Source organism: Bacillus sp. CECT 9360 (assembly GCF_918741275.1).
Lineage (GTDB): Bacteria > Bacillota > Bacilli > Bacillales > DSM-1321 > Peribacillus.
The window spans coordinates 32,195-50,839 of sequence record NZ_CAKKNA010000001.1; the positions used below are offsets into that span (position 1 = coordinate 32,195).

Below are 18,645 nucleotides of genomic sequence, written 5' to 3' on the forward strand. Positions count from 1 at the left end.
GTAATCTCCAACAGCAAGCCTCTTAATGAAAATGGCTGTCGATTCGGCTTACAGTTAACTCGTTGTAGCCTCAAAGCATTGAAGGCAACTGATACAGAGCTGAGTGCCATTGCTGCACGAGCTAAATATGGTGCAAGTAGTCCCATTGTGGCAATCGATATGCTTAAGACGTTCAGGAGCCTGTTCCCAATTAGTTTTTCATGGAACAACGGGGAATCTGTAAAAAAGAAACCTAATTAGTAAATTCACTAACCAGGTTTAGTTCACGACTGAGTTGCCCCAGAACAATAGGCGAAGCAGAAAGAGACAAGATGCAGAAAATCTTGTCTTTTTTTGATGTAAGAAACTCTTCCAAAGATGTAGAGCTTCTCCAGTCTATCCCTTATAATGAAACTGTTACATATAACCGTCAGACGAAGCGGGGTGGCTGGATGAAATCCTTTATGACAATTGAAGAAATCCTAAGGCGAAAATATTTCGATAAAAGCGAACTCGCAGCAGGAGCGGAGGGGGCGGGTCGTCTCGTAAAATGGGTACATGTCGTTGAATCTACACAAATTACTCATTTGTTAAATGGAAACGAATTGATCCTTACCACTGGATTAGGCTGGAGGGATGACGAAGCCCTTGTACTCCCCTTTTTAACACAATTGATTGAAGCAGGCGCAGTCGGCCTTTGTATCGAAATAGGAACCCATATCTCAAACCTTCCACAAGAAGCACTCCAGATCGCAAATGATCATAAATTTCCCATCATTCTTTTCCATGAAGAAGTGCCATTTGTTGAAATAACCCACGATTTACATTCCATGATCATTAATAAACAATACCTGCTTATTTCCAACATCGAAAACTATTCACAGCAACTCAATAAGAAACTTCTCGACGTCGATGATTACGAACAAATCCTAAAATTCATGCAAAGCTATTTAGATTTACAGGTACTGGCGATTTTTAATGATAACAGGCTAAAGACCGTCCCTAATGTCAGGGAACAGGCTTTAGAAGAGCTTGTTGAAAAGGCCATGAATGCAAACACGTCCATGAATCCTTCCATTCTTAAACAACCGATTACAATCCTTGGGGAAAAATATGCCGAACTGGTGATATATTCAGGACAACGCGAATTAAATGAGTTTGATTTAATCATTTTAGATCGCACGGCCATCGCTCTTGCCCAGCATTTTTTGCGGGAGTTATATGTGGAAGAGAAAAAAGAAGCGGAAGAGAGCAAATGGATCAGGAGCTGGCTTGATGGCCAGTATAGCGACGAAGTGATCCGCAATCAGCTTTCGTATACTCATCCCCGGTTGAAATTGAATGGAGGTACTGTGTGCATATGCACGCTGCAGCCACTTTCCGGAAAGAGCGCTGCGGTAGATCGAACCTATTTTAAACTATTGTTTAGGACAGTATTTGAACAGGCTGGCTTTCAATTGTTCTCAACAGAAATGAGCCATTATCTCATTTTTATTTTGGGAGATAAACGATCCCCGGAAAATTGGAAAGAACGAATGAGTGATGCCTTCCTTCGAATTAACAATTCTGAAAGAAACGGGAAGAAGCGAGTGTGGGGGATAACGATTGGCGTTGGACAATACTTTATAAAGTTGGGAGATATGTATAAAAGCTATAAAACAGCAAAAGAGGCGCTAATCTTGCAAAATTCGTTATCAGAAGAGAATAAGAGCTACTTCTATCAAGATCTCCATATGCACAGGATATTATCTCTGATTAAGGAACATAGTAACCTCGAAGAAACCGTCAATGAGTATCTGGAACCTGTCATCGAATATGATAAAAAGTATAATGGTGAATTAATGATCACGCTAAAAACCTACTTAACCTGTAATGGATCAAAGCAGGAAACTTCCAAAAAGCTATTTATCGTCAGGCAAACTCTTTATCATCGATTGGAGAAGCTGGAAAAGCTGCTGGGAAAAGACTTTATGAAGTCTGAAAGGCGTCTCGCCATAGAGTTTATGATGTTTGCCTATGATTATTTAAAGAGCGCGAAAAAGAATTATCCATTACAATATGAAATCGAGCAATGATTGTTGAAGAAGTGTTCCACCTGGAAAGCTTCTTTTTTTATGGCTTTTTTTGAATGTATGGATAGGCTTCCATCCGGCCATAATGTGAACAAATCGTATTTTTATAGAGAGGAAAAATACTGTGGATGAGATCAGCATCGGGTTACTATCGATTAAGGTAATTATAGGATTTGTTACATTATTTTTTATTATTAACCTCACAGGCAGGACCTCGATTTATCAATTAACTCCGTTTCATTTTGTTTTCGTGTTGCTGCTGGGTGATTTTCTAGGAGATACCATTTATGAAGATCGAATCAGTGTTTTTTATTTTTTATATGCAGTCGGTTTGTGGACTCTTCTCATGCTTGGTGTAGAATTTTTGACTTTAAAAACAAAATCGACACGTTCTGGTTTGGAAGGGAATCCTTCGATTATCATTCGGGATGGAATTATTGACCGAACCATGCTGAAAAAGAGCAAGTTGGATATCAATCAGGTATCCAGTTTGCTGAGGCAAAATAGTGTTTTTTCAGTGCGTGAGGTGAAATATGGCATTCTGGAACCAAATGGTCAAATAAGCACATTGCTTCAATCCAAGTATCAGAAACCGGACAAGCAGGATCTGCATATTCCAGAAACCCAGGTGGATCTTCCCACCGCTCTTATCATTGACGGCGAAGTTTTATGGGACAATCTAAAAGAGTGCGGTTTTGACCAAAAATGGTTGGATCATCAATTAACGACTAACGGATATGACAATGAAAAGAGTGTTTTTTTCGCTGATTGGGCAGCCAGTGGGGGGATTCACATAAGTCCTAAATAGGAATGATAAAAAAAATCTCCTGTCAACCACATGAGCAAAGCAGATTCCCCTTTTTCACCGGCATCCTTTTGGTGCGAGCCCAATCATGTTATATATTCTCATTACTTAACCCGCAAAACTTACCCCATACATTCTGTATTCTCTAGATAGATGGCTGACTTACAATTTGTCGGAAAATCAGAACGTTTTCTATACATTATGTCTAATGAACCCTCCACCTAATCCTTATATAATGAGGACAATATCAGGCAGAATATTCTGACCCTATGGAGGTTTTGTTTAATGGCTATTACTGAACCAGCTATAAAAATAGTAAAAAATTTTGTGGGCGGGATCTGGGTTGATTCCTCCAGTGAGAAATATGAAGCTGTCCCGAATCCGGCCACAGGTGAACTACTGGCACGAGTTCCGCTTTCGACCCGTGAGGATTTAGAGCATGCCGTAGCTGTTGCAAAGGAAGCGTTTCAAACATGGAAGAAAGTAGCTGTTCCGCAGAGGGCGCGAATATTGTTCCGCTATCATCAGCTTTTGACAGAACACTGGGAAGAGCTTGCGAAGCTGGTTACCCGGGAGAATGGCAAAAGCTATGAAGAAGCTTATGGTGAAGTGCTGCGCGGGATAGAGTGTGTAGAATTTGCCTCTGGTATTCCGACATTGATGCAAGGATATCAGCTTCCTGATATTGCAAGTGGGATCGAATCGGGAATGTATCGCTATCCGATCGGGGTAATCGCCGGGATTACACCGTTTAATTTTCCAATGATGGTGCCGTGTTGGATGTTTCCGTTAGCGATTGCCTGCGGAAATACGTTTGTTTTAAAACCATCCGAACGGACACCATTACTCGCAAACCGGTTGGCAGAGCTGCTGAAGGATGCCGGTTTGCCTGATGGGGTTCTAAATATAGTCCACGGTGCACATGATGTAGTGAATGGATTATTAACCCACGATGATGTGAAGGCTATCTCCTTTGTCGGTTCCCAGCCGGTTGCCGAATATATTTATAAAACGGCTGCTGCTAATGGTAAGCGTGTTCAGGCGCTGGCCGGGGCGAAAAACCATTCGATCGTTTTGCCTGACGCGGATTTGGAAAATGCCGTTCGCAATATTACGATGGCGGCCTTTGGTTCTGCGGGGGAACGTTGTATGGCCGCTTCTGTTGTTGTTGCTGTGGGCGAGATTGCGGATCAACTCGTCAGCAAGCTCAAACAAACAGCTGATAAAATCATTATCGGTAATGGCTTGGACAAAGATGTATTCCTTGGACCGGTCATTCGCGAATCCCATAAAGAACGGACACTGAAATATATCGAATCCGGAGAAGAACAGGGAGCGAGATTGGTCAGGGATGGACGAAACGACAAGGTCGATGATAAAGGATATTTTCTCGGTCCTACCATTTTTGACGGAGTGAAAACGAGCATGAAGATTTGGAGCGACGAAATTTTTGCCCCCGTTTTATCAATCGTGCGGGCGGAGAGCCTTGACGAAGCGATTGAACTTACCAATCAGTCGGAATTTGCGAATGGAGCCTGCCTCTATACAGACAGCGCGAAAGCCATCCGTCAATTTCGTGATGAAATCGATGCAGGGATGCTTGGCGTCAATTTAGGTGTTCCGGCACCAATGGCATTCTTCCCGTTTTCAGGATACAAGAAATCGTTCTATGGTGACCTTCACGCCAATGGCAAAGACGGCGTCGAGTTTTATACACGGAAAAAAATGCTTACTGCCCGGTATTAAATTTCAGATTTGGAGTTGATGTCATGCACAACCTGGAAAATACGCTCTCGCTGCAAGAAGCGGATGAAAAGTATCTCTGGCATTCCATGAAAGGTTCTGCACCCGGACAAACAAATATGGTGATTACCAAGGGGGACGGCGCCTGGGTTACTGACAGTGACGGGAACCGTTACCTGGATGGAATGTCCGGGTTATGGTGCGTCAACGTCGGATATGGGAGGCAGGAGCTTGCTGAGGCTGCATTTAAGCAACTACAGGAGCTCGCCTATGTACCATTGACCCAAAGCCATATTCCGGCGATAAAGCTAGCTGAAAAATTAAATGAGTGGCTGGGCGATGAATATGTCATCTTTTTTTCGAATAGCGGTTCGGAGGCGAATGAAGCCGCATTTAAAATAGCCCGACAATACCATCAACAAACAGGTGAAGTTAATCGTTATAAGTTCATCTCAAGATATCGTTCTTATCACGGAAATACTATGGGGGCACTGGCTGCAACCGGCCAGGCGCAGCGAAAATTCAAGTACGAGCCGCTTGGCCAGGGATTTCTGCACGTGGCTCCGCCTGATACGTACCGCAATCCATCATTATCATCTGCGGAGGAAATCGACCGGGTGATGACCTGGGAATTGAGTGAGACGATTGCAGGTGTCATTATGGAACCGATCATCACCGGCGGCGGCATCTTAGTGCCCCCGGAAGGATACATGGCAAGGGTGAAAGAGATTTGTGAAAAGCACGGCGCTCTGTTAATCAGTGATGAAGTCATCTGTGGCTTCGGCAGGACCGGAAAGCCGTTTGGATTCATGAATTATGATGTGAAGCCCGATATTATTACGATGGCTAAGGGAATTACCAGCGCCTATCTGCCATTATCGGCTACAGCTGTCAAAAGAGAAATCTATCAAGCCTATGCTGGGGATGATGCGTATGACCGTTTCCGCCATGTTAATACATTCGGGGGAAACCCGGCTGCCTGCGCTCTAGCTTTAAAGAATCTGGAAATCTATGAAAAAGAGAATCTCTTTGAACGCTCAAGGGAGCTTGGGGAAAAGCTGCTGGCCGAATTGCAAGAATTAAAGGATCATTCCATGGTAGGAGATGTCCGTGGTAAAGGGCTATTAGTAGGAATTGAATTAGTAAAAGATAAGGTTTCAAAAGAACCCCTGCAAATCGAAAAGGTAAATTCGATTATCAATTCCTGTAAAGAAAAAGGGCTGATCATCGGGAAGAACGGGGACACTGTGGCCGGCTATAATAATGTTTTGACGCTCGCACCGCCGTTAAGCCTTACCGATGATGACCTGGCGTTTATAGTGAAAACGGTCAAGGAAAGTTTTTCAAGAATATAAAACGGAGGAAGATGGGGAATGGTTTCCCCATCTTTTTTTAGGCTTTGTTATAAAATTCTGTTGATTTTTGGCTCGTTTTTGCTCTGGCTCCGTGAATCGAGACAGAAAGTGAACGTTCTGCAAACGATTAACGGAGCCAGAACAGCCTTTCAGCTTTGCTGAAAAACGGGTTTCATCCAAACTTCCAAAAATCATTTATCACGATATTCTGCATCATAGACTTTATTAAAATGGTTCCGCACTTTTCGTTCTTTCTGTTTGGAGGCAGAAAGCGAATAGAAATTGCAGAATGTTTAATAGGAACATGAAAAGATTAAAAAGGTAGATACTGAAACTAAATAACCTACACTATAGTATAATCGAATTATTTTTTTGAATATTCAGTGTTATTGCTAGATTAATCTCTTCAAATTAATTAACTTTAAGAAGAAAGAAACAGATATAGGAGGGAAAACATGAAGAAAAATTTCAGGATTTTCGTAATGTTCCTATTTAGCGCCTTATTAATTTTGAGCAATGTGCCGATCCACGGACAAGCTAAGAAACCAACGTTTGATTATGGCAAGTACAGCCAGGTCGATATGGGAAGAGATGGCATGGTTGCTACAGCCCATCCGATCGCTTCAGAAATTGGTGCTGAAGTGCTGAAAAAGGGAGGAAATGCAGTAGATGCCTCGGTGGCGATTCAATTCGCACTGAATGTAGTTGAGCCGATGATGTCAGGAATCGGCGGCGGCGGATTCATGATGGTGTATGATGCGAAGACAAAGAAAACAAGCATCATCAACAGCCGCGAACGGGCACCCCAAGGAGCAACACCGGACATGTTTCTCGATGAAAACGGCAAGCCGATTCCATTTAATGTACGTTCATCAGGCGGGACTGCGGTTGGGGTACCAGGAACGTTGAAAGGTCTGGAAAAAGCACTTGATAAGTGGGGAACACAGCCAATGAAAAAGCTGATTGATCCGGCTATTAGTCTTGCCGACAAGGGATTCCCGATTGACTCAGTCCTCGCGAAAGCGATTGCTGATAATCAAACAGAACTGTCACGGACAGCGGCCAGGAACATTTTTTTAAAAAATGGGGAACCGCTGAAGGAAGGAGAAATCCTTGAACAGGATGATCTTGCTAGATCCTTTAAAAAAATTCGTTCAGGCGGGACAGATGCTTTTTATGAAGGCGAGATCGGTGAGGCAATCGCCAGGACAGTCCAGAGCTATGGCGGTTCCATGACGAAAAAAGACCTCCGTAAATATAATGTGTCAATCGACGAACCCATCTGGGGCGAGTATAAGGGCTATAAAATTGCCAGCATGCCGCCGCCAAGTTCAGGCGGAGTGTTTCTATTGCAAATGCTTAAATTATTAGACGATTATCATGTATCTCAGTATGACGTTAAGTCGGCAGAAAAATATCATTTACTTGCGGAAACGATGCACCTTGCTTACGCGGACAGGGCGGCTTATGCCGGAGATCCAGAATTCGTTAAAGTTCCATTGAATGGCTTGCTGCATCCCTCTTATATAAAGGAGCGCCAGCAGCTTATCAATATGGAAAAAGCGAATCAAAACCCCCAAGCGGGAGATCCGTGGAAATATGAGAAATCTAAGCCGAATTACAAGGTGACAAAGCAAAATGATGCCAAGAAGAACGGCGAAACAACACATTTCACAGTAGCTGATAAATGGGGCAATGTCGTATCATACACGACAACCATCGAGCAGGTATTCGGTACAGGAATTGTCGTGCCTGGATATGGGATTGTATTGAATAATGAACTGACCGACTTTGATGCGGTTCCGGGCGGGGTGAACGAAGTACAGCCGAATAAACGTCCGTTAAGCAGCATGACGCCGACGATTGTATTTGAAGGAAACAAACCGGTATTGACTGTAGGTTCACCAGGCGGCCCGACCATCATTGCCTCGGTGCTGCAAACAATACTTCATCGCGTCGAATATGATATGGAGCTCAAGGCAGCAGTAGAAGAGCCACGAATATACAGCAACAATATCAACTCCTATCAGTTCGAACAGGGAATACCGGCCACCGTGCTCAGCAGACTGAACAGCATGGGTCATAAATTTGGCACAACCCCAGGAACAATCGGTAATGTCCAGAGCATCGAGATCAATAAAAACGGCACTTACAAAGGAGTTGCCGATTCAAGCAGAAACGGCGCATCGATCGGAGTAGAGGTAAAAAAGAAGAAAAAAAGATGACAAAACAGGCAGCGCCCGCGATAATGGGCGCTGCCTGTTTTTAATGATGGTGCCGTATCCTTACTTCCTGTTGACTCTTGTACGGTCTCCGGCGATCTTTTTCCAGCGGGCTTTTTCCGCAAGGGCCGCGCGCTGGTCTTCTTTCCGGGCGAGAAAGGCGAGTTCCCGCTGAAGTTTCACGTAATTGCTATAGCGCTCGTTATCCAATGTGCCATCGTTCAGGGCAAGTTGTACGGCACAGCCCGGTTCAGTCGTGTGCTGGCAGTCCCTGAATCTGCATTGTGCCGCCAGCACTTCAATGTCGGAAAAGCTGTGGCTCAGGCTTTCGTCTGCATCCCAGAGTTGAAGCTCGCGCATCCCCGGCGTATCAATGACGATTCCGCCGTTCTTTAACAGAATAAGTTCCCTGTGCGTCGTTGCGTGGCGACCTTTGTCATCGTCTTCCCTAATCGTTTTGACTGCCTGTTTATCTTCCCCGTACAAGGCATTGGTCAGGGTTGATTTGCCGACTCCTGAAGAACCAAGGAGGGCGACGGTTTTGCCCTCGGTTAAATAAGGAGCCAGCTGGTCTAAGCCGTTATTTTTTTCAGCGCTGATCGCATGGATGGGTACACCGATTGCAATTCTTTCCACGTCACTAATTCTTTCAGCTATATTCTCGCAAAGATCGGCCTTGCTTAAGACGATGACCGGATTCGCGCCACTTTCCCACGCCATGAGCAAGTAACGTTCAATCCGGCGCAGGTTAAAGTCTGCATTAAGGGCATTGACGAGAAATACCGTGTCCACATTGGCGGCAACTATTTGTTCTTCTGTCGTGTTGCCTGCTTGTTTCCGCGAAAATTTACTCTTCCGCGGCAGAATCGAATGGATTGTGGCCTTTTGTTCCTCCGGCCTTGCGGTAATCACAACCCAATCGCCTACCGCTGGGAAGTCCTGGCGTTCGGATGCTTGATATCGGAGTTTTCCTGTGACCTCCGCTAGCAATTCCCCTTCTTCAGTAAAAAGACGGTACATTCTTTTATGCTCAAGCGCTACCCGTCCTACTGAATAATTCCCCTCAGCAACTGAAGCGAAATGTTCTTCAAAAAATTTATCATAGCCTAATTGTTTTAAATTCAATGTTAATTCCTCCAATGATTGAATGTTTTTTAAATGCAAAAAAGACCGGCGCACCGGTCTCTCAAGTTGAAATCTGCCAAAAGACAGATTCCTCCTATAAATAGAAAACCATGAGCCATGATCACAGCCCATGGTAAAAGTACACATTCAATCATTGAAAAGCAAACGTCAAATGTCTTTTTTTCCGGAGGGCTGTGGTATGAAATTGACACTTCTTCTAGCGTTAAAAGTATTTACATTCATAAAACATTCCTCCTTAGACGATTAATTAATATAACTATATTAAAGTAAGCACGAATTGTAAACAGGTTAATCAAAAATTCAGACGGTTTTCGTTAAATCGATTGTTGAAGGAAGATTTGCTGGGATACAGTAAAGTTTCTTTTAATTATGCTTAAAATGCCTATTGTTGATTAAACTCTACAATTCCCAAAAGTTAACCTCACTTAGCCTTTGTTTTACCCTCAATTGTTAAACTTTTTTTACTTTGGTTTCCAAAAGCATCGAGTGCCATGACCTCGAAAACATAGGTGGTATCAGCTTTTAAGCCTTCAACCGGCAGTGTCAATTGATTTGGGATAGGATCGTTATAGTATTCAGAGAAGGCTTTAAATTCTTTCGCTATTTTGCCGGTTTCTTTTTCTTTGGCTGTTACTTTGTAAGAATGCAATAGTAAATTATCCGTGGCTTGAGTAAACTTAATGGCAGTACTCGTTGATGTTGTTTTGTTCTCTACTATCGAGATATCAGCTTTTTTGGGGAAAGAAGGTTTAATTTGGTCTCTTGTATCCGTAAATTTAAACGTATTTGTTTTGAACGGATATTTGATCTCCCAAGGTTTGCCTGTCCAATCGTTATTGTGGAAATCACGGCGCTTAATCACAACTTTGTTTTTATACGCTTCCACGACTAGCCCTTGACTAATGCTTTCATGGCCAGGCGGCAATTCGCCTTGAAGGTAGCCAGCCTCAGTCCACATGTAACTTACAGAAGAAGTTCCAACCGATGTGAAATCTTTTTGATGAATCGTTCTTGGATCATCTAATGGATAATGTGTATGCCCTGAAAAATTAATGCTCTGAGGATAATTTTTCAGAGTATTATATAGAAGGTCACGATTCGTTACGGTGCCCCATTCACTGCCAAAAACAGTATCTTTCATTGGCTGGTGCAGAAACACGAAGATTGGCTTCTTAGGATCATCGTTTTCAGCTTGCTTCAATTGCTTATCCAGCCAAGCAATTTGTTCTTTGGAATAATATCCTTCCGTTACACCGTTTTCAGGAGCAAGGATAATAAAATGATAGCCTTTGATTTTCTTGTGGTAATGAATAGATTCCATTTCTGTTTCGGTAAGGAATCGTTTTTGGGCATTTTCTTCAGATAGGCCATTCCAATAGTCGTGATTACCGATAGTAAAAAGGGAAGAGGCTTTAGGCTGTTTTTTTGCATTGTACAATGAAAAGAAACGATCATATTCTTCCTGAAACCCATTATTTGTTAAGTCACCCACTACGACAAATGCATCTTGGTTTGGGGCCTGTTCGTTCAACTGGTTTAAAGCAGCCTCAAATTTTTGTAAGTCCATCGTTCCGCTTTTTTCAATATGTACATCACTAATAACAGGAAACACAAGTTCGGGTTTCTTTCCATCGGCGGTTTTGTCGGGATTAGAATCTGCTTTTGCACTCCAAGGCAAGGCCGAAACGATCAAGCAAAAAATGATAATTGCCAGACTAATTTCTTTCTTTTTATCTAAGAAAAAGCCTCTCATAATGTAACCTCCTATATAGTAAATTCTCTATTATCGTAACGGAACATGTTTAATTAGCTATGAATTTTTTGTAAACTTTATATTTCTAGAATGTCTCAATCAGATAGGTAATATCCAGATTTAAAAGTTTCTACATAGGGGCAGACAAACGAGTGGAACTGGAGCTAAGATAAGATTCCATTTTATGGATGATGTCTGTCATCATTCCAGTAGAAGGGCGAATTCAGGGTTTCTTCAATATATTCAGTATCATAGATTCCAAGGATGATATTAAAGAAGTATATGATTTAATTGGTTCGTTTCTTAAAACCGTAACACAAGAGAATGTTAACGCGTAATACGCCCAGTTTATTGTGTAAGCGGACCGATACTTTGAAAAAGGTAAGGAGGCTTTGCTCGGTGTCAATTTAAGCTTTTTTTTACAGTTAGATTGACATTTACATGTAGTTTATAGACGATTTATCTGTCTCCACGTACATACCAGCCCATCTACAATTGGTTCAATCACATCTTTATCCGTAAGATAACGAAAGTGGGATAGTGGATTCCAGCTTGTGAATACATTACCAATATTGACTTCTCTATCTTCATTGACAGTTTTATGATAACTCTCACTGGCTGTTCTTAAGGGATAGCCTAAAATATCATCTTTGTCATAAAAGTTGATCCATTCCCCTGTTAAACCAGGGTGAAAATCTTCAAGTTTAGATGATGGAATATTTATCGGCCGGTCAAAGTCGTGGTAACGTAAACTCCAAAGAGGAAGGGATGACCCAAGAGTATAAAATAGGGTTAACGTATCCCCTTTTTCCAAAGGTGAGGCCTCATTCACTACCGAAGTTACCTCTTGCTCTTTAAACTGCAAATCGTAGAAATAATTGCTTGCAATAACAGAACCGAGACTGTGGGAGATGACGCATAAAGGTGCTTCGTTGCCGGCTGTTTCGGCGAGGATGTTGAGGTGGGCGCCTATTTGATCATGGACTCGCTGATAATTATGCTTCGCCGTCTCTACCGGTTGATAGGCAATCGCATCACCTAAATAATGAATGATAAAACGTCGTAGCGTTTGAAAATCCAAACCGCTTTTCACAACGATATCTTCTAGCAATTGTTCTTCCCGGTCGGCAAATACCTTTGCCCAATGAACGGGCTGAATGATCAGATAGGAGGATGGATTTTGAACTAGATGGTGTAATCTTTTATCGAATTCTTGATTGATCATTGAAATCATATCCACTGCAAATTCCTGCGTAGTATTGCCAATCCCGTGAATAATCGCCACAGCTAGTTTTTTATACATCTTTCCACTCCTTTATAAAATAATCTCACTTTAGGTTCAGGTTACATGTAAGCAGATACATTCCATTCAATATAATAGTAAAATTTATGAATGAAATAGGGAAGTGCAAATCTAATTATTTAAAAAGATTAATAGCTCTCCATACAATCACCAACAGCATTATTCTAATTGAAAACTGCTATACTAAACAAAGGATCATTTTCAAAAGATCGATTATACAAAAGATTGTCATAATAGAATTATGTAAATCCGACTGAAGAAAAAAGAGAGGCCCAAATTTTTATGAAAAATTATAAACAAATAGAGCAAGTTTTCGGCGGTTCAGATCCATTCCAGGTTGGGGATTTTACTGTGAGAAATTACCTTCCAAAGTATGAAAATCTCCAAAGGATGAGCCCTTTCTTTTTCATGGATCACGGTCCTTCAATGACATTTCCTCCGATTTCCGGCAAAGGCCGAACCGACGGATTACACCCGCATCGAGGAATCGAAACGGTTTCGATCGTATTTGAAGGCAGCATCACCCACTTTGATACAAAAGGAAATGGCGGCACGATTCACCAGAATGAGGTTCAGTGGATGACAGCCGGTTCCGGGATTCAACATATGGAGTTTCCGGAGCTTCCTGAAGGAGGAGCGGTTGATTTCGTTCAACTATGGGTCAATCTCCCTAAAGCACACAAACTGACTGAACCAAAATACCAATCGCTTAACGTGGATAAAATTCCAAATGTTCCGCTAGAAGAAACGGGAGGAACCGTGCGAGTCATCGCAGGTGAATACAATGGCATAAAAGGCCCTGCATCCACTTTTGCGCCAATGAATATATTTGATGTCCGGCTTAATCGCAGTGGAAAAGCAAATTTGTCGTTCCCGAGCGACTACAATACAGGCATTTTCATAGTCAAGGGCTCTGCAGCAATCAATGAGGAAGTAGATGTGTCTTCGCAGCAATTTGTCCTTTTTAAAAACGAGGGCGAAAAAATTTTACTTGAAGCTACGAGTGAAAATACAATCGTATTGGTTCTCAGTGGCGAACCGCTTAACGAGCCGATTGCACATCGCGGACCGTTTGTGATGAACACGGAGGAAGAAATCGTCCAGGCCTTCAGGGATTATCAGAACGGGATGTTTGACTAAGAAGGGAGAACATTTCTGGTTAGGCAACCATTATTAAGTAAGAGGTAAACGCTATTCTTTCATGGCAACTGAAAGAATAGCGTTTTTTTGTTTTCTCATGTAATTATGTCCGACAGCAGTAGAAGGTAACTGGCTACATATCTCTTAACGCGTATGGTGCTTAAAACATCTCATTAATTTCCCATGATTCAACGGTTAAATACGCGGTATGCGGATTCATGCCTTTGCCGATTAAATAAGCCATAGCCGCCACTTCCTGCAAAACATGCATATTTGAAGTGTCCTTCGCCTCCTCCAGGCCGTATTTAACAAAAGGAGAAATCTTCTTTATCACTTCTGATTTCAAATGAGGATAAAAAGGTTGTTTGACCATCGGCTTTGCCCACATCTCAGCTTCGGGATATTGCGGGAAATCACCGGCAAATTGCGGATGGTTGTAAGACATTCCATATGGGTACTGTCGGTAAGGGTTCATTTGTAACTTTCTTTCTTAAAATTCATCTCAATCGGTTTTATCATATGCACCGCAAAAGCCGGCCTACTTACAACAAATTTGGAGATGAATGAATTCCATAATGAAAACAAATTTAGAACCTGATTAATCCCATGAGATTAAACACCACTATTTGCCATCGTTAAATACCGATGACAAAAACAAACTAATAAAATCAAATTGATTCCAGGGGTGCCTTCATGGGAAAAATACCTAGGTTCTTACTATTTACTATTTCCTTTGCGATCTTTATAACGGTTGGATCGGTCTTTTTGTCTCATAACGAAAGAAATACTCGAAATCCGGAAATTAATACTGCCAATAACCGATTTAATGTCCCTGTTTCAAGAATCCAGAATGTTAATAACGGCCGGCAGCTCCTGCAGATCAACAGCATTGCTGACGGAGAAAATATCAAGAAGCATTTAAGGACTGATCCTGCCGTGTTTCTTATTAACCAGAATGAAAATAGGGAGAGCCATTATAATAAAAAAGAAGTATCGGTAAAATTCAAACAAAATCCAGACAAACAGATCATGAACAAGATGATGGCGGACATCGACGGCACACTAATGAAAAATCTCGATTCCAGATTCGTCTTCCGCTCCAATAATTTGACAACGCCAAAACTGATTCAATATTTTAACAGCCAAAATGAAGTTGATTATGCAGAACCAAATTATCTTTATCTGCAAAATCAAATCAATTTGCCGAATGATTTGTTGTACCGTGAGCAATACCAATGGAACTTGCCTGTCATCCAAACAGAATCAGGCTGGGATGTTTCAAGAGGTGATGAAGATATTGTGATCGCAGTCATAGATACGGGTGTCGATTTAAATCATCCGGATTTAAGAAGGCGGGTAACGGAGGGATACAATGTGCTGGCAGATAATAACATTCCTCAAGATGATAATGGCCATGGCACCCACGTATCCGGTATTATTGCCTCTGAAACAAATAACCGTGAAGGAGTCGCCGGGCTTACATGGTTTAATAAGATTATGCCGATTAAAGCAATGAGCGCAGCAGGGTATGGCACTACTTTTGATATAGCAAAGGGGATTATCTGGGCGGTTGATCACGGGGCAGATGTCATCAATTTGAGCTTAGGGAATTATCATCCATCTTCCTTGATGAAAGAAGCTGTCGAATATGCCTATGCTAACAACGTGGTCCTAGTGTCCGCAGCAGGGAACGAAAATACGAGCGATGCGAGCTATCCTGCTATTTATCCGGAAGTTCTTAGTGTCTCTGCCGTAAGCTACACGGGGGAACGCGCTTCTTTTTCGAATTATGGAGACTATATCGATGTTGCAGCTCCTGGCGTCCAAATTCCAAGTACGTATGTAAATCGGCAATATGCGGCGATGTCGGGAACATCCATGGCTTCGCCTCATGTAGCAGGACTGGCAGGCCTCGTGCTTTCTGAAAACCCTGATTTAACAAATAGAGAGGTCATGGACATTATTAAAGATACCGCGTATGACATCGGCGCACGCGGCAATGACGAAGACTTTGGCAGCGGGTTGATCGATGTCAGTAATGCGTTGGAAGCTGCCCGGAATCATGATGAGGGAAGAAACTTCATTGATGATTTATTTGAATAATTGATTTGTAAAAGAACAGGGACCAAAAACAAAAACAACTCGTGAGGTTCCTCAGTTTACAACAATCACCAGTGGATTTAGATGTTGCTAAGATCATACTCGAAAATGCGTTTCGTTTGAATGGACGACGTTTTCGTTTAATTGACCGGTAGTTTCATTTAAATCATCATGTTTTTCGTTTAAATCAGATGAATGATCGTTTAAATGATTAAAGCCCCTCTGTAGACATATGATAAAATGTAAATTCTGCAGAAAAAAGGACCTTCGCTTACCTATATTTTTTACATGCAGATGCTAAGTTACAGCTTAGCATCTTTTTTATACGCAGATTTAGACATGAAAAGACGAAGATCTTCATTATTTCTCCCTTTAAGGTTTCGGTACTTCCTTCTGAAAACCCTGATTTTTTCGCAATATGGTTTTGAAATCCTCGGAAGGTATTATCTACATGGTGTTACTCATATTTGAACGGCACGTCCAATTGAAATATATCAAAGGAAATGTTATTCTAAAATCTTGATTATGATTATTTTAAAAATAAAAAAGTTTAATATCTGATTTAAAGCTGATGATTCACTTACAATATATGAGGTGGATGAACATGGAGAATAAATATCGAGTTTTGCTTTATTATCAATATGTCACGATCGAAGACCCTGAAAGGTTTACAAAGGACCATTTACGGTTTTGTAAAGAAGTGGGATTAAAAGGACGGATTCTGGTTTCAAGTGAAGGGATCAATGGAACGGTTTCGGGGACATTGGAGCAAACTGAGGAATATATGGAGCATATGCAGCGGGATATCCGCTTTAAAGATATGGTGTATAAAATGGATTATGCCGACCAGCATACGTTTAAGAACATGCATGTCCGTCACCGCAGAGAGCTGGTCACCTTAGGTTTGGACGAAGACGTGAACCCTCTGGAGCTAACAGGGACATATCTCGAACCAAAGGAATTCTTTGCACAAATGCAAGAGGAGGATACGGTTGTAATCGACGCTCGGAACGATTATGAATACGAACTGGGGCATTTCCGCAATGCAATCAATCCTGATATAAAAGCGTTTCGTGAATTGCCTGCTTGGATCCGAGAGAATAAAGAAAAATTAGAAGGCAAAAAAATCCTGACTTATTGCACCGGCGGAGTCCGCTGCGAAAAGTTTTCTGGATGGCTGTTGAAAGAGGGATTCGAAGATGTTGCCCAATTACATGGGGGAATCGTTACGTACGGCAATGATCCAGAAGTAAAAGGGCAGCTATGGGACGGCCAGTGTTATGTGTTTGATGACAGAATCGGTGTGCCGATTAATAAGGTGGAAACTGTAGTTGTCGGACGGGACTACTTTACTAACGAACCTTGCGAACGATACGTAAATTGCGCAAATCCCGAATGCGATAAACGCATATTCTGCACGGAGGAAAATGAAAATCGTTATATGCGGAGCTGCAGCCATGAATGTCGGGTTCACCCGGAGAATTTATATGTGAAAGAACACGGATTAAACAAAAGTGAAATTCAATCAAGATTAAATGAGATAGATAGTACAAAGGTTTCTTTATAAACCTATAAAAACAGCCAGTGAATGAACTGCACCCCAATTGTTAGACACAACTAACAATTGGAGGTGCAGTTTTTTGTGACGAAATTTTCCAAGGAACAAAAATTGGATGCTGTGACACGATACCAACTGGGAAACGAAAGTGTGGGAGAAATCGCAAAACAGGTAAAGGCAAACCCTGAAGTGGTTCGTATGTGGATCAAACAATTTGAATATCGCGGAATAAAAGCTTTTGAAAAAAGCTATACAGCCTATTCAATGCGTTATAAACTAGACGTACTCAATTATATGAACGAGAATGGGACGTCTCCAAATGAAACTGCCGTGATCTTTAATATTTCATCACCCAGTCAGATTAGAAAATGGCAAATTCAACTACGTACACATGGAATGGACGCCCTAGACTCGAAAAAGAAGGGGCGTCCATCGATGAAAAAAGAAAACCATAAAAGAACGAAAAATGAAGCGGCGGCTGATGGGCAGGTTGAAGCTCTCCAAGCAGAAGTAGAGCGCCTGCGTATGGAGAATGCCTACTTAAAAAAGTTGAATGCCTTAGTTCAAAACAAGGAAAAATCACCAAACAAGACAAAGCGCAAGTAGTCTATGAATTAAGGCATGAGTTTCCGGTGAGAGCACTTCTCAAGCTCGCAGACATTCCGCGTAGCACCTATTATTATTGGGTGAAAAACCTCGGTCGTCCGGATCCAGATGCAGAGCTAAAAATATGGATTCAAACCATTTATGACGAACATAAAGGTCGTTATGGCTACCGTCGTATTCGTGATGAACTTACAAATCTCGGACATCAAGTAAATCACAAAAAGGTGCAGCGTATCATGAAAGAACTAGGCTTAAAAAGCCTTGTCCGAATGAAAAAATATCGTTCTTACAAAGGAACGGTTGGTAAGATTGCGCCGAATATTTTAGAACGCAATTTTCAAGCTGAGAAACCAAATGAGAAATGGGTTACAGATATTACGGAGTTCAAATTATTTGGAGAGAAGCTATATGTATCCCCAATGTTGGATTTATTTAATGGCGAAATCATCACATATACAATCGGTTCAAGACCGACCTATTCACTTGTTTCAACTATGTTAGACCAAGCCTTTGAACGTATAACAGATGAGGATACACTCCTTATCCATTCTGATCAAGGCTGGCACTACCAAATGACACAATACAGTCATGCCCTAAGTAAACATGGCATTACGCAAAGTATGTCTCGTAAAGGGAACTGTTACGATAACGCTGTTATGGAAAATTTCTTTGGAATTATGAAATCGGAATTTCTTTATTTAGAAGAATTTGAAAGTGTGGAACACTTTAAGCTAGAACTAGCAAAATATATAGATTACTATAATCACAAACGAATCAAGGCAAAGTTAAAAGGCATGAGCCCGGTACAATACCGGACTCATGCCCAACAAGCTGCCTAACGAAATAACCTGTCTAACTTTATG

At 41.7% G+C, this 18,645-nt stretch carries 13 protein-coding genes; 9 read left to right on the top strand and 4 right to left on the bottom strand.

All coding sequences use genetic code 11. The features are described from left to right. Positions 1 to 311: 311 nt before the first annotated feature. From LQ216_RS00155 to ggt, 5 genes are all read left to right on the top strand, one after another. Positions 312 to 2,054 carry a PucR family transcriptional regulator ligand-binding domain-containing protein gene (locus LQ216_RS00155; RefSeq protein ID WP_354958121.1) on the top strand — a complete coding sequence of 581 codons (1,743 nt, stop codon included), beginning with the start codon at positions 312 to 314 and terminating at the stop codon, positions 2,052 to 2,054. A 121-nt stretch (positions 2,055 to 2,175) separates the two neighbouring features. Then, the gene (locus LQ216_RS00160) at positions 2,176 to 2,859 is read left to right on the top strand and encodes a DUF421 domain-containing protein (protein ID WP_230126108.1); all 684 of its coding nucleotides are present in this window, start codon (positions 2,176 to 2,178) and stop codon (positions 2,857 to 2,859) included. 282 nt (positions 2,860 to 3,141) lie between these two features. Continuing rightward, positions 3,142 to 4,602, top strand: coding sequence for a CoA-acylating methylmalonate-semialdehyde dehydrogenase (locus tag LQ216_RS00165; protein ID WP_230126109.1), 1,461 nt, complete (start codon positions 3,142 to 3,144; stop codon positions 4,600 to 4,602). A gap of 23 nt (positions 4,603 to 4,625) precedes the next feature. Continuing rightward, the gene (locus tag LQ216_RS00170) at positions 4,626 to 5,954 is read left to right on the top strand and encodes an aspartate aminotransferase family protein (RefSeq protein WP_230126110.1); all 1,329 of its coding nucleotides are present in this window, start codon (positions 4,626 to 4,628) and stop codon (positions 5,952 to 5,954) included. A 455-nt stretch (positions 5,955 to 6,409) separates the two neighbouring features. After that, on the top strand, positions 6,410 to 8,179 hold the full coding sequence (gene ggt, locus LQ216_RS00175) for a gamma-glutamyltransferase (protein ID WP_230126111.1): 1,770 nt from the start codon (positions 6,410 to 6,412) through the stop codon (positions 8,177 to 8,179). A 60-nt stretch (positions 8,180 to 8,239) separates the two neighbouring features. Here the strand turns inward: ggt and rsgA are convergent, their stop codons facing one another. From rsgA to LQ216_RS00190, 3 genes are all read right to left on the bottom strand, one after another. Further along, on the bottom strand, positions 8,240 to 9,301 hold the full coding sequence (rsgA, locus tag LQ216_RS00180; RefSeq protein WP_230126112.1) for a ribosome small subunit-dependent GTPase A: 1,062 nt from the start codon (positions 9,299 to 9,301) through the stop codon (positions 8,240 to 8,242). A gap of 442 nt (positions 9,302 to 9,743) precedes the next feature. Next, positions 9,744 to 11,075: a metallophosphoesterase gene (locus tag LQ216_RS00185; protein ID WP_230126113.1), complete on the bottom strand. Its 1,332-nt coding sequence runs from the start codon at positions 11,073 to 11,075 to the stop codon at positions 9,744 to 9,746. Positions 11,076 to 11,523: 448 nt separating this feature from the next. Continuing rightward, positions 11,524 to 12,378: a chemotaxis protein gene (locus LQ216_RS00190; protein WP_230126114.1), complete on the bottom strand. Its 855-nt coding sequence runs from the start codon at positions 12,376 to 12,378 to the stop codon at positions 11,524 to 11,526. 282 nt (positions 12,379 to 12,660) lie between these two features. Between LQ216_RS00190 and LQ216_RS00195 the strand changes: the two genes are divergently transcribed. Next, the gene (locus LQ216_RS00195) at positions 12,661 to 13,518 is read left to right on the top strand and encodes a pirin family protein (protein WP_230126115.1); all 858 of its coding nucleotides are present in this window, start codon (positions 12,661 to 12,663) and stop codon (positions 13,516 to 13,518) included. A gap of 160 nt (positions 13,519 to 13,678) precedes the next feature. Here the strand turns inward: LQ216_RS00195 and LQ216_RS00200 are convergent, their stop codons facing one another. After that, entirely contained in the window at positions 13,679 to 13,993 is a 315-nt protein-coding gene (locus LQ216_RS00200; RefSeq protein WP_230126116.1) for a hypothetical protein, read from the bottom strand. 218 nt (positions 13,994 to 14,211) lie between these two features. Between LQ216_RS00200 and LQ216_RS00205 the strand changes: the two genes are divergently transcribed. From LQ216_RS00205 to LQ216_RS00215, 3 genes are all read left to right on the top strand, one after another. Next, positions 14,212 to 15,621, top strand: coding sequence for a S8 family peptidase (locus LQ216_RS00205; protein WP_230126117.1), 1,410 nt, complete (start codon positions 14,212 to 14,214; stop codon positions 15,619 to 15,621). A 601-nt stretch (positions 15,622 to 16,222) separates the two neighbouring features. Continuing rightward, positions 16,223 to 17,185 carry a rhodanese-related sulfurtransferase gene (locus LQ216_RS00210; RefSeq protein ID WP_230126118.1) on the top strand — a complete coding sequence of 321 codons (963 nt, stop codon included), beginning with the start codon at positions 16,223 to 16,225 and terminating at the stop codon, positions 17,183 to 17,185. A gap of 75 nt (positions 17,186 to 17,260) precedes the next feature. Further along, positions 17,261 to 18,621, top strand: a protein-coding gene (locus LQ216_RS00215) for an IS3 family transposase (RefSeq protein WP_230126119.1) whose coding sequence is annotated in 2 segments (ribosomal slippage) — positions 17,261 to 17,717 and positions 17,717 to 18,621 — 1,362 coding nt in all. Because the reading frame shifts where the segments join, the coding sequence is not laid out codon by codon here. Positions 18,622 to 18,645: the final 24 nt, after the last annotated feature.

Bases quoted from the DNA above. Each gene is read 5' to 3' on its own strand.
- LQ216_RS00155 (WP_354958121.1), top strand. From the start codon at position 312: ATGCAGAAAATCTTGTCTTTTTTTGATGTAAGAAACTCTTCCAAAGAT.
- LQ216_RS00200 (WP_230126116.1), bottom strand. From the start codon at position 13,993: ATGAACCCTTACCGACAGTACCCATATGGAATGTCTTACAACCATCCG.
- ggt (WP_230126111.1), top strand. From the start codon at position 6,410: ATGAAGAAAAATTTCAGGATTTTCGTAATGTTCCTATTTAGCGCCTTA.
- LQ216_RS00195 (WP_230126115.1), top strand. From the start codon at position 12,661: ATGAAAAATTATAAACAAATAGAGCAAGTTTTCGGCGGTTCAGATCCA.
- LQ216_RS00210 (WP_230126118.1), top strand. From the start codon at position 16,223: ATGGAGAATAAATATCGAGTTTTGCTTTATTATCAATATGTCACGATC.
- LQ216_RS00205 (WP_230126117.1), top strand. From the start codon at position 14,212: ATGGGAAAAATACCTAGGTTCTTACTATTTACTATTTCCTTTGCGATC.
- LQ216_RS00170 (WP_230126110.1), top strand. From the start codon at position 4,626: ATGCACAACCTGGAAAATACGCTCTCGCTGCAAGAAGCGGATGAAAAG.
- LQ216_RS00190 (WP_230126114.1), bottom strand. From the start codon at position 12,378: ATGTATAAAAAACTAGCTGTGGCGATTATTCACGGGATTGGCAATACT.
- LQ216_RS00185 (WP_230126113.1), bottom strand. From the start codon at position 11,075: ATGAGAGGCTTTTTCTTAGATAAAAAGAAAGAAATTAGTCTGGCAATT.
- LQ216_RS00165 (WP_230126109.1), top strand. From the start codon at position 3,142: ATGGCTATTACTGAACCAGCTATAAAAATAGTAAAAAATTTTGTGGGC.